This is a genomic window from Vibrio sp. 10N.247.311.13 (assembly GCF_041467595.1).
In the GTDB taxonomy this organism is placed as follows: Bacteria; Pseudomonadota; Gammaproteobacteria; order Enterobacterales; family Vibrionaceae; genus Vibrio; species Vibrio crassostreae_C.
This window is the reverse complement of sequence record NZ_JBFSUX010000016.1, coordinates 79705-91442: the sequence shown is the minus strand read 5'-3', so window position 1 is coordinate 91442 and position 11738 is coordinate 79705. Positions and strand designations below refer to the sequence as shown.

Genomic DNA, 11738 nt, shown 5'->3' with positions numbered 1-11738 from the left:
AAAATACGACTTAACGGTAAATTGGGGAATTGAAGACTGGCAAACTATCGACTTTTTAGGCGGAAAACTAACTGCGGTTCCTGCTTTACACGGTCATGGTTGGATTCATAAGCTAATGGCAAATGGCGTCGGATTTTTCTTAGAGCTTCCCAATGAACCCTCTATCTATATTAGCGGAGATACGGTTCTAACCGATGATGTAAGACGAGCTTTGAATGAGTTAAAACCCGACATCACAGTGGTGGCAGCAGGCCGTGCTCGTATGGATGTTGGTCAACCGTTATTGATGTCTATTGATGAGGTCATGAAGTTTATTCGCCTTTCCCCTAATAAGGTGGTTGCGAACCATATGGAGGCACTCAATCACTGTGCAGTGACTCGACCAATTCTTAAAGAAGCAATTTATAAAAACGGTTTGTCAGATAAAGTCCTTATTCCTGCTGATGGTGAGACCTTGGAGTTTTAGATACCTGAACTAATCCGGTGACTCCCGATTTAAGTAAATAGTCTAAATGATTTCTGTCCAAACCCGTGTTAATAGGTGCGATTATAATAGCTTGCCAACCAACGAAGAATTCGTGATTGCTCAACAGTCGGTAGAACTTCTGTAATCTGAACTGAAGTCTAAGCAAGAAAAAGACAATCAAAAGCGAGCCCAAGTGGCTCGCTTTTTGTGTCTAGTAAAGATGCGTCTGAATGTTTTAACAGGGGGATAGCCTACAAGGCGATCGTGAAACAGTTTTAGAACAGAGCTTAAATTGCGACTCATCGGGTGCTCTGGAAGCGCTAAGGTTATTTAGTCCCTGAGCGGTAGTTTGGATCTGTCCAGCATCGAGGTAACTCTTCCCCTGACATAAACATCAGTTCGGACTTTTTAAACATCTCAGGGTCTTGCTGTTCTTCGCCTGCTTGAAACCGACCTTCGATACTGTCTTGAAATAAGTTGGTTAATTTGGTCATTTCAGTTACATCAACGAGGTCACCGGTTTTTTCTCTTTTAGAAACATTTTTTTGCCCTCAATCTAATCGGTCACCCCTAATTATAATTGCTATTTGGAAAATGAGAGTCTTTTCAATTCCGGCACTTCTTGACTAAGCAGACCCCAGAGCTACGCTTATGATCATCGACAACCCAATCGATGAACAAACTTATCCTCAACAAATAAATGGAGTCGCGATGTCATCTGCCCATATTGCAAACAATCTCAGTGAACTGATTGGCGATACCGATCTTGTTAGAATCAACAGTCTTTCAGAGATATCAGGTTGTGAGATTCTTATTAAGTGCGAACACCAGAACCCGGGTGGTTCGATTAAAGATAGAGCGGCACTTCAGTTGGTTATGGATGCAATAGAAGCCGGTAAGCTTAAGCCGGGAATGACAATCGTTGAAGGTACTGCTGGTAATACGGGAATAGGACTTGCTCTGGTCGCTAAATCCCTTGGTTACAAAATGTTGGTGGTGATGCCAAAAGGGCAGGCACAAGAGAAAGAGCGCATGATCTCGCTTTATAATGCTGAACTGTTATTGGTCGACCCTTGTCCTTTTGCAAACCCTGAACATTTTTACCACACGGCTAAGCGGATTGGTGTCGAAAATGAGAGTTATTGGTGGGCAGATCAGTTTGAAAATCTCAGTAATTATCGAGCGCACTATTTAAATACTGGACCTGAGATCTGGCAGCAAACACAGGGGAATATTGATGCTCTAGTTTCAGTGGTGGGGACGGGTGGAACCATTGCCGGAAACTCACACTATCTATCTGAGCAGCAACCCAATCTCGAAACTTGGTTAGTTGACCCAAATGGGTCTGGCATTTATTCGTTTCTACGTAATGGACACTATCAATCAACGGGAAGTTCGTTCACGGAAGGCATAGGGATCATGCGAACGGTTGAAAATTTCAGGCAGGCAAAAATCAATCGTGCCATCACGCTTCCCGATCAGGATTTGGTGACGATATCCCGCCTTGTTGCGGAACATGACGGTATTCTTCTAGGAAGCAGTTCGTCGTTGAACGTAGCAGGTGCGCTATACGCTGCGGCTAGAATGGGGAAAGGGAAAACCATCGTTACATTTAGCTGTGACCTTGCTGAGCGCTCATATTCGAAGCTGCACAACGAAACGTTTCTGAAAGAAAAAGAGATACAGCTTAATAAAGAAAACCTCTCTCAACTATGGGCTCGTTATCAAGCCGAAGATGGCAGTATGGTCGTCAACGTATAGTCGCTTTAAGTTAGTAACAGCCAGTGGTCTGCCAGCTCTTTCGTTAGCGCTGAATATCCGTTAGCGTTAAGCATCCGGTTAGAGCTAAACATCTGTTAGCGCCAGAACCGGCACTATTGCTTGTTATTAGGGTAGTGAATCACATTATGAAATACGGCGTTTCCTTCACCGATATTTTTGTAGGCATGGGTCTGGTTAGCATTAAAGCGAACAGCTTGTCCTGCGCGTAACGTATGCCACTCATCATCAAACATCACGGCCATCTCTCCTGAAATGCATAAGATGTGCTCAGTGACGCCTGCGTTATGTGAGGCGGATTCATGCTGGTAATCGGGCGCTAGGGTGAGTTCGAATATTTCAAATCCTAGTGCTTCCTCAAAAGGAAACAACAAACTGACGAAAAAGCCAATGTTGTATTCTTCATGCCTTAGTTCGTTTGCATCTCTGAATAAACTCGTCAGTTCACTGTTTGGGCTAGCCGCGATAAAGCTCGAAAGTGACACCTCGAATCCAGAAGCTATCTGCCAGAGCTTAGCGACTGTCGGGCTGGATTCTCCACGTTCAATTTGTCCTAGCATTGCTTTACTCACGCCTGTTGCTTTCGCTGTTTTGTCTAAGCTCCAGCCTTTTTCTTGGCGAAGGCGTTTCAAGTTAACGCCAACTTTAATTTCTGTTTGCATATTTTCTCTACAAGTTTTTACAAATAAGTTGTGCGTTATAGCGCACAGTGCTAGGTTTGGTCTATGGACGTTATAACGCACGCAGGAAGAGATTAACATGACTAAGCTAAAATTTTCTCACGTCAGTACCGGCTTTATCGCTGTTTTCATTGGTTATGCGAGCGCCGCGGCGATTATTTTCCAAGCGGCAATGAGTGCTGGAGCAACTGAAGAGCAAGTGGCGTCATGGTTTTGGGCGTTGGGAATTGGCATGGGCGTAACCACAATACTGCTCTCGTTTCATTACAAGAAGCCTGTGGTTACAGCGTGGTCGACGCCTGGAGCGGCGTTGTTAATCACATCGCTTGAAGGGCTGACAATGAATCAGGCTGTAGCCGTGTTTTTGTTCAGTTCGATGTTGATCACGTTAGTTGGATTAGCGGGGATATTTGAGAAAGTCCTAAAACAGATCCCAACATCGATTGCCTCTGCGATGCTCGCGGGGATTCTATTGCAATTCGGTTTGGGTTTGTTCACGTCGCTAATGGAAGAGGCACAAGTCGTAGCGGTCATGCTTGCTGTATTTATTCTGGCGAAAGCGCGGTTAGGAAATTTACTGATCCCAAGCATTTTCATCATCGTACTGGTCATGTGTGTGGGTTTTGGCAAACTCGATGTCAGTCAGGTGACTATGGGATTAACGACCCCGGTGTTCATTACGCCCGATTTTGAGTTATTTTCGTTGTTCAGTGTCGGAATCCCATTGTTTATAGTGACGATGGCTTCACAGAACTTACCGGGATTTGCGGTTCTAAAAGCGAACGGATACCAAGTCGATTCATCGAAGATCATTACCACCACCGGGGTGACAGGTTTGATCTTCGCACCGTTTGGTGGCTTTGCGTATAACCTTGCAGCGATTACGGGCGCTATTTGCATGGGCCCTAATGCGGATAGTAATCCAAAGACACGTTATATCGCGGGGATTTGTATGGGCGGGTTTTACTTGTTAGCTGGCGTGATGGGGATGTCATTTGTGTCGCTGTTTAGCGCCGTGCCCTCCGCGATTGTCATTGCGGTTGCTGGCTTAGCGGTGATGCCGACCTTGATGAATTGCCTTGCGGTATCAATGGCAGACAGTCATTACCGAGAACCCGCACTGCTTACTTTCTTATTCACAGCTTCTGGCACCAATTTACTGGGGATCGGCAGTGCATTTTGGGGGTTGTGCATCGGGTTGTTTTGTTGCTGGCTACACAATTACAAAGCTAAGTCGCGTGGAGCAAGCAAGGCTTCGCAAACTTCGTCGTAATGAAATGACTCAAGATTATGATCAGGTTCGCTGTGAATTAGAAACACCAGCAAGTTGTTTGAGTAGCAAGCCCAGTCATACTCGTGACTGGGCTTGCTTACAAAGGAATAAAGCTACTTAACTTCGTATCTCAGTAGCACTTCATTATCGAGAACGACATTTGTCGACCAGATAAAGCTTGCGCCAGCACCACTGAATTTTTCGATAAAGTTCATGTACGCTTTTTTATTGTTCACGCCAATATCGTCCTCTGAGTATACCGATGCTTGAGGCCAAGATGTTGAATCGAACTCTTGGTTCATCCAGTTGTTTGGTGTTTCCCAATGAGCGGCGTAGGCATCTTGACCGTGGTCCGTTCCTTCCGTGGTGCAGCTTTCAGAAAGGCGTTTCCCGTCGACTTCACTCAAGCAAGTCAGGTCATAAATCGGTGAGGTATAAAAGGTTTGTGCTTGCCATTCTGGTCCTGTCACGGTTCCGTCACTAAAGCTCGCGATAAAGCCACCATCACCAGCGTGGTATGCCTTTCCGCGGTTATCTTCGCTACCAAGACCTAGGTTTTCTTCCCAATCAATCACTTTCACCGCTATCGTGTAAGGCTTCTTCACCTTAAATTTGACGATGTTTGAGTTAAACGGTGTGAAAGGAACAGTGTCTACCGCGATTAACTTGCCGTTGATATAAAGTTCGAAATAGTTATCGGCAAAAATATAGCCTGTTATTTCTTCTCCGTCTTGATCCACTATCGCTACAGGTACAGAGCTTTGATCGACTTCGGCTAGGCTGCTTGGCGTGGTGTTTGAGCACTCTTCATAAAGATCAAAGGCTTTTGGCCCTGTCGCAAAGTTGTTCTTGGCTGGAACCGTCCAAACCTTTCCTTCGGAGTCCGTAATTTCCCCGACGCCCGCCACTCGGCTGCGTCCGTTTGCACACTCAAAGAGATTCGATTCAACAGTGGTCGCCACACCTTGAGTAATACTCGCTGAGCCTTGGTAATCACTGATGTTGCTGACCGAAGGCGTATCTGATGATGGTGAGCAGCCTGTTGCGAGCAAAGCAACCGATGAAAGGGTAAGGGCTTGATATTTTGTGATGATCATTGACTGGGTATCCGAGACGGGTGATTTAAATAAGCGTGGTTCAAAATAAGCCAAGTGCAAGTAAGTTAATTGAAAACAAAGCGATTTCCAACAAATCCGAGCTAAGTAGTCAAGTAAGCCGTGAACTCAAAGCTGATAGCTGGAACGACGAAACTAAGCTATGACCCAAATATTTGTGAGGTGCCACGCTTGTTATCTGATAAGGCATATATTACCCGTACAAATGTAAACAAGCGTAAAGCTGAGTAAGCATGGGTAAAACAGCGCTTTTATCGAATGATCACATCAGCTTGCGCGGAGCTTGCAAAAATACTCAGCCCGAAGCGGTTTCAGGTTGTGATTGAGATAGTATTTTGCTACAAAACGCGCATAATCTCGCTATACAACATTTAAAGAAGAAATTACCTATGACTACCTTTCAATACTACTTTCACCAACTGCCTTGCTTCGACTGTAAAAAGACATCTGTAAGTACTGATCTTGGTTGGTTAACGCCTGCGATGAAAGATGCTGCTGTAGCACAAGTAACTGCGACACTTGCACAAGGTGAAGTTACGCCAGATCTTTCTGCAGACGTGGTTTGTACGAAAGAAGCAGCTCGCGAATATTTGCTGCTGAACTTCTTTGGTTATTCTGAAGAAGAGCTAGCAAGCGGCATCGAAGCGGATGATGAGAAAGAAGTCGCTGATGAAATCGCAGAACTACTAGAAGAAGGTAAAGACACGATCACCTTCGAACATGAAATTGCGCTTCAGTGCTGTGCTGACTGTGATGTTGAAGACGAGTCAAACTAAGCACTCGTATTAGACGATACATCCATCGATAGGGTGTAATGTTCAAATGATTAAAGGCGTTAGTGGGTTAAAGTTCACTTACGCCTTTTTTATCTTTAGGTCGTTAAGACTTTTGAGTTTCTATAATGCCTTGCTTGCTCAGTTGAGAAAGGATCTCTGAGGTTTTCTCACGGAATAGATCTCTTAATAAACGGACGGTCGGGGTGATGGACTGACGACTCGGGCACACTAACCACAGCTCGGTTGAGGTTGGCTTGAACTCGGGCATGATTTTAACCACTTCGCCAGAGAGCAGATGGCTCGACATATCTAAACAAGACTTTATCGCCACTCCTTTCCCAGCAACACACCAGCGTCTAACAAGGTCAGCATCATTCGAGGCGCGATTCCCTTTTAGCTTCACTTTATGATCTTGTTTACCGTCGTTAAACACCCATTCGTCTTGCAACATATCATGCAGCTGATACAGCAGACCATTGTGCTCTGCTAAATCGCTTGGCTGGTCTGGTGTTCCCATCTCGGCCAAGTATTCAGGCGATGCACACAATATTCTTGGCACATCGCAGATCTTAAAGCCGTACATGTTGGCATCATTCGGAGAACCATAACGCAAAGCCATGTCTACAGAGTCACGGTAAAAATCGATGTTGCTGTCACTGATGCTGGTACGAAGCGTTGCCTTTGGGTATTCAAGCAGAAATTCATCAAGCCAAGGTGTAATGAGGTTACGTCCTAAGTCAGAAGAAAGCGCGATGCGGATTTCTCCATCCAAGATACCGAGCTCTTCACGCATGTTGAGCTTTGCTTGTTCTAACATCTTCAAGGCTTGCTCACACTCAGGTAAATAGCGTTCGCCTGCAGAGGAAAGCCTTAGATGGCGAGTGGTTCTTACAAACAGTTCAGCGCCCAGTGCGGCTTCGACACGTTTGACGGCAGCACTCGCGGTTGCAGTGCGCATATCTAGGTTGGTGGCTGCTGCAGTGATACTGCGAAACTCCGCTACTTTTAAAATGACCAGCAAGTCTTCAAGAAGCATATTATCTACCTGTGTTTGATAATTTTCTAAACATTGTATTGAAATATTTTCTAATCACAAAGCGGGTTGATCCTAATTCATCTCTTTTAAGCTAGCTTTATACGCTAAATTACCAAAAGTAATTTGAGAATTATTCAAATATTAGGCTGTTTTTCGCTGATTTTTGGCCATGTACTATCTCTCTCAAGCCGAACAAAAGGGGATAACAACATGATTAAGAAAATCACAATTGGCGTAACAGATTTGTCGTTTCACCGCACCACCGCATCATTGGTTACCAACGTATTAAACGCAATGGGCTTCGAGGTCGAGCGTGTCTTTTCTCCTCATCAAGAAAATTTTGAAAAGTTAAAAGCGGGTGAAGTAGACATGCTCTCCTCGGCTTGGTTGCCATCAAGCCACGGTATCTACAAAGCGGGCGTTGAGGAAGTTGAGCCACTTATCGAACTTGGCCTTCACTATGAACCTTACGCGTTGTGGGGCGTGCCTGATTATGTCCCTGAAGAAGCGGTTTCTGAGGTCGTTGATCTATTAAAACCTGAAGTTATCGAGAAAATGAATTCTACCATTCAGGGTATTAACCCCGGCGCAGGCATTACACGCTTCTCTATTCAGATGATGAAAGAGTACGGCCTGAGCGATGCGGGTTACGAGTTTTTCCCTGGTAGTGAAGACGATTGTTTTGATGCCTTTGAAAGCGCGGTAGCGAACAAGGAGTGGGTTGTTGTACCGCTGTGGAAACCTCAATTTTTGCACTATCGCTATGAAATTCGAGAGCTCAAAGAGCCAAAAGGCTTGCTCGGTATTGTTGATAGAGCAGTACTTCTTTTAAGAGACGACAAGAAGCACTTGTTTAGCGAACAACAGCTCCAGACGTTAGATTCACTGCGATTCTCGAACGATATTATTGCAGAGCTAGATTATAAAGTTTGCCGTGAAGGTAAGCCGCAAGATGAAGTAACGCGCGATTGGTTGATTGAGCAAGGTTTAATTTAACCTCTATGCCTTTATGCAGCAGCTAACAGGGGTACTTGTTCCTGTTGCTCGATCAGTGGCAACACGATTATCAAAAAATAATTGAATATGATTCAAACATTAGGCGGTTTATCTACATTGAGAGTCAACTAAGATTAACTTGTCTAATTCAAGGAGAAAGCACAATGTCAGTACCATCAAAAATGAAAGCTATCGGATTTACTCAGTCACTTGCGATTGCAGAGCAAGACAGCTTAGTTGAGTTTGAAACAAACCTTCCAGAATTAAAAGAACATGATCTGCTTGTGAAAGTGAGCGCGACGTCTATCAATCCAGCAGACGCAAAAATTCGAATTCGCAGTGCTCAAGATAAAATACTTGAGCAACCAAAAGTCCTTGGTTATGACGCGGCTGGTGAAGTTGTCGGTAAAGGTACAGACGTTGAAGGCTTTGAACTAGGCGACCGCGTTTACTATGCAGGTGACGTAACTCGCATGGGCGCTAACGCGGAATACCAAGCCGTTGACTACCGTATTACGGCGAAAGCACCAAAGAGCCTTTCTGATGAAGCTGCCGCTGTTATGCCGCTAGCAACACTTACTGCGTGGGAAGCGTTGTTTGATCGCCTACGTGTGCGTTCAGAAGAGAAAAAATCCATACTGATCATTGGTGGAGCTGGTGGTGTCGGTTCAATCACGATTCAATTGGCGAGCCAACTAACTAACCTGACTGTTATTGCGACGGCTTCAAGACCTGAAACTGAACAGTGGGTAAGAGATATGGGAGCCGACCATGTGGTGAATCACCGTAACTTGGTTGAGTCTGTACGAGAGCAAGGCATTCAGCATGTCGACTACATCTTCAATGTCGCTGATACCAAAGGGCACTGGGAATCGATGGTCGAGCTGATTGCACCACAAGGCATGATCAGTTCTATTGTTGAGTTCGATGGCGGCATTGATCTGTCTGCACTGCAAGGCAAGTCTGCAGGTTTTGTGTGGGAGCTGATGTTTACACGTTCACTATTCAACACAGACGATATTCAGAAACAACAAGATATCCTGTTCCAAGCAGCGAACCTGATTGATTCTGGCCGTATCAAATCTACGCTTACCACCACATTGAATGGCTTTAGTGTTGAGACACTGAAAGATGCGCATCAACGTATTGAAAGCAGCGCATCGATTGGTAAAACAGCCATCAAATACTAAGTACTGATGCTTTAAAGTATTGACGGTTTGAAGCGTTGATCTCTTGAACAGTTTGAACGCTTAAATAGAAAGCCCCTGATATCTATCGCGAATCGGTAAGATATCAGGGGCTTTTTTTATTAGGTGATTTACTGTGTTTATTCCAACAAAGCTTTACTCAGTTTCTTGAAGCGTTTTGAATTGAATCTGAGTGAGATTTAACTCGAAGGGCAGAGGTTGTTTATCTGCAATCAAAAAGCCGATCTGTTTGATGTCTTGAGCTTTAAGTCCTGGCGCTCCGCTGAGTAATCGACCTCTGAACACGGCTTGAAAGTCCTTTAGTTGGAAGGTTTTCTTAAGTTGCTCGCCTTTGATTGTCTCAAAGTTGTGCTTGTAGTTGGTTCGATAACCGTTTTTCCATGTAGTGAACCTTAATTGATATGTACGACCATCACCAACAAACGTCAGTACTACGCTCTCCACTTCAGAGCTTAGTGATTCAACAGAGCGGTTGATTGAGCTAAAGCCACCATTATTCTTTAATGAAAGTTCTCCCTTGAACTGACTCATACCACCGTCATAAATAAGCCCACCAGTTGAGATACCGCCCATCACGTTATCGTTGGTTGCTGTCCACTTCTGGTGTTCATTCGCTTGTGTGAAATCAATCATCTCTGTTCCTGCTGTTGACCCTTTAGACCATAAAAAAGAAAGGCTGAGCATTAGCCATAAAGGAGCTACTCGTTTACGTAATGAAGATGCCTTAAAAGCAGATTCGTTCATGATTTTCTCCGATAGCCGATAGCCGATAGCCGTTAGTAGTGATGAGTCCGTTCGCGTTTTATGGAGAAGGTTCAGTGGCGAGCATACCTAAACAATGCTCGATGAATTCAGAATAGTTTGCAGCGTTGTCGTACTCAATTTTCAATGAGCCATGAAACATCAGCGTCACCGTGACATCTTTATAGCTTAGCCAACAGGTGTAACCGTCGTAATCATGCCAAGCCGTCATTTCGCCAACTTGATATTTGTTGTCCCGTTGCTCACCGGAAGAGCGAATAAACTCAAACACTCTGAGAAACTCAATAATGGTGATTCTGTTGTCCATGTGTAACTCCCGCTGCGTTATCTTTAAGAATAGGCTGAACTTTGGTGTTTAGATTAACTACGTCTTGCCCTCATATCCTTACGGCTTTGCTCCATGCCCCGATCACTGAAAGGGTTTTATCTTCTCGATAAACCGCTGTTTTCTAATATTTTCATCGTCATTCCATACACTCGATCAATCCAGAGAAAAACGGGCGTAACAAACTCGAATAACGACGTTAACCCTCAAGATAAAGACGAGCTTAATTTGCGTTTATGGTGGTTAATTAAAATTAGAGTCGATAGGATAAATAGCATCGGAGCCGGGTTATTGGCTGAAATGGAATCTACAGAAAGTGCGTGTCAACATGATAGAAAAACTGAAAAAGGAATGGTTTCTGGTAGGGATGGTGGTGGCTATGGTCGTTGCTGTTTTTACGCCAGATTGGGGCAAATCGGGTGGGGTACTTCATCTCGATACGGTGACTGTTCTCGGCATCGCTTTGGTGTTTTTCTTACACGGTTTGGGTTTGTCTCCCAAAGCCATTTTTGAGGGACTTTCAAATTGGAAGCTGCACGTTTTTGTACAAAGCGCGACCTTCTTAGTTTACCCACTGCTTTGGGTGATATTTGGGCAGGGCTTTGTCGCTTATATGCCAGCAGCTCTGGCCTTTGGTTTCTGTTACCTCTTCGTTTTGCCGAGTACGATTTCGTCTTCGGTTGCTATGACGGTGATTGGAAAAGGAAACCTGCCGGGTGCGATATTCAATGCGTCGCTTTCTAGTATTTTAGGTGTGTTCATTACGCCTCTGCTGATCCAACTCTTTATGGGATTAGAGGGCGCAGAGTTGAACCTGATGGAGTCGGTGATCTCGATATCTAAAATGCTGCTATTGCCAATGATTGTCGGCCAGTTGATGCGCCCATTGCTTTTTGAATGGACGCAGAAACACAAGTCAGTGGTCAATAAATTAGACAAATATGTGATACTGCTGATTGTTTACAGTGCTTTCTGTGACTCCATTGAGCATGGTATTTGGAGCGACTTTTCACCAATGCTATTACTAGTGTCTGCGGTGATTTGTTTAGTGGTATTGATGGTTATGGTGCACGGCATTCAATGGAGTGCTCGCAAGGTTGGATTCAATCATCAAGATGAAGTGGCGGCTGTGTTCTGTGGCACTAAGAAGACTTTAGCAGCAGGCATTCCTATGGCTAAGGTTATCTTTGCTCACAACCCTAATCTAGGGATGATATTACTGCCAATTATGCTCTATCACCCGATTCAGATCTTTTATTGTGCGGTGCTAGCCAACCGTTACGCCAAGGTAGATACACAAGCGAGTTAAACTTGTTTGTTGT

13 protein-coding genes are annotated in these 11738 nt (G+C 44.5%); 7 read left to right on the top strand and 6 right to left on the bottom strand.

Translation table 11 applies throughout. From position 1 onward, the window contains the following. A partial coding sequence (locus AB6E52_RS09470) for an MBL fold metallo-hydrolase (RefSeq protein ID WP_372189953.1) occupies positions 1–466 on the top strand: 466 nt, incomplete at its 5' end. 326 nt (positions 467–792) lie between these two features. On the opposite strand, the gene AB6E52_RS09465 is transcribed toward AB6E52_RS09470, so the two are convergent. Next, the gene (locus tag AB6E52_RS09465; RefSeq protein ID WP_017062447.1) at positions 793–960 is read right to left on the bottom strand and encodes a hypothetical protein; all 168 of its coding nucleotides are present in this window, start codon (positions 958–960) and stop codon (positions 793–795) included. 217 nt (positions 961–1177) lie between these two features. On the opposite strand from AB6E52_RS09465, the gene AB6E52_RS09460 reads away from it, so the two are divergent. Beyond that, positions 1178–2227, top strand: a complete 1050-nt coding sequence (locus AB6E52_RS09460; RefSeq protein WP_102320367.1) for a cysteine synthase A — start codon at positions 1178–1180, stop codon at positions 2225–2227. Between the two features lie 113 nt (positions 2228–2340). Here the strand turns inward: AB6E52_RS09460 and AB6E52_RS09455 are convergent, their stop codons facing one another. Continuing rightward, complete coding sequence (locus AB6E52_RS09455) at positions 2341–2907, bottom strand: helix-turn-helix domain-containing protein (protein WP_102320362.1); 567 nt, start codon at positions 2905–2907, stop codon at positions 2341–2343. Positions 2908–3004: 97 nt separating this feature from the next. Here AB6E52_RS09455 and AB6E52_RS09450 point away from each other — a divergent pair, with 97 nt between their 5' ends. Next, entirely contained in the window at positions 3005–4198 is a 1194-nt protein-coding gene (locus tag AB6E52_RS09450) for a benzoate/H(+) symporter BenE family transporter (RefSeq protein WP_102320361.1), read from the top strand. Between the two features lie 113 nt (positions 4199–4311). On the opposite strand, the gene AB6E52_RS09445 is transcribed toward AB6E52_RS09450, so the two are convergent. Beyond that, positions 4312–5295 carry a hypothetical protein gene (locus AB6E52_RS09445; RefSeq protein WP_102320360.1) on the bottom strand — a complete coding sequence of 328 codons (984 nt, stop codon included), beginning with the start codon at positions 5293–5295 and terminating at the stop codon, positions 4312–4314. Between the two features lie 407 nt (positions 5296–5702). On the opposite strand from AB6E52_RS09445, the gene AB6E52_RS09440 reads away from it, so the two are divergent. Continuing rightward, positions 5703–6089, top strand: a complete 387-nt coding sequence (locus tag AB6E52_RS09440) for a hypothetical protein (protein ID WP_102320359.1) — start codon at positions 5703–5705, stop codon at positions 6087–6089. A gap of 103 nt (positions 6090–6192) precedes the next feature. On the opposite strand, the gene AB6E52_RS09435 is transcribed toward AB6E52_RS09440, so the two are convergent. Next, entirely contained in the window at positions 6193–7125 is a 933-nt protein-coding gene (locus tag AB6E52_RS09435) for a LysR family transcriptional regulator (protein WP_102320358.1), read from the bottom strand. A 210-nt stretch (positions 7126–7335) separates the two neighbouring features. On the opposite strand from AB6E52_RS09435, the gene AB6E52_RS09430 reads away from it, so the two are divergent. After that, a complete protein-coding gene (locus AB6E52_RS09430) occupies positions 7336–8121 on the top strand; it encodes a glycine betaine ABC transporter substrate-binding protein (RefSeq protein WP_198594313.1) in 786 nt (261 codons plus the stop codon). A gap of 164 nt (positions 8122–8285) precedes the next feature. Next, positions 8286–9311: a zinc-binding alcohol dehydrogenase family protein gene (locus AB6E52_RS09425; RefSeq protein WP_102320357.1), complete on the top strand. Its 1026-nt coding sequence runs from the start codon at positions 8286–8288 to the stop codon at positions 9309–9311. Positions 9312–9464: 153 nt separating this feature from the next. Here AB6E52_RS09425 and AB6E52_RS09420 read toward each other — a convergent pair whose 3' ends face one another. Both AB6E52_RS09420 and AB6E52_RS09415 read right to left on the bottom strand, forming a co-directional pair. After that, positions 9465–10073 carry a CIA30 family protein gene (locus tag AB6E52_RS09420; RefSeq protein WP_102320356.1) on the bottom strand — a complete coding sequence of 203 codons (609 nt, stop codon included), beginning with the start codon at positions 10071–10073 and terminating at the stop codon, positions 9465–9467. Positions 10074–10131: 58 nt separating this feature from the next. Continuing rightward, the gene (locus tag AB6E52_RS09415) at positions 10132–10398 is read right to left on the bottom strand and encodes a DUF3081 domain-containing protein (protein WP_017633120.1); all 267 of its coding nucleotides are present in this window, start codon (positions 10396–10398) and stop codon (positions 10132–10134) included. 346 nt (positions 10399–10744) lie between these two features. Here AB6E52_RS09415 and AB6E52_RS09410 point away from each other — a divergent pair, with 346 nt between their 5' ends. Next, positions 10745–11725 carry a bile acid:sodium symporter family protein gene (locus tag AB6E52_RS09410; protein WP_102320365.1) on the top strand — a complete coding sequence of 327 codons (981 nt, stop codon included), beginning with the start codon at positions 10745–10747 and terminating at the stop codon, positions 11723–11725. Positions 11726–11738: the final 13 nt, after the last annotated feature.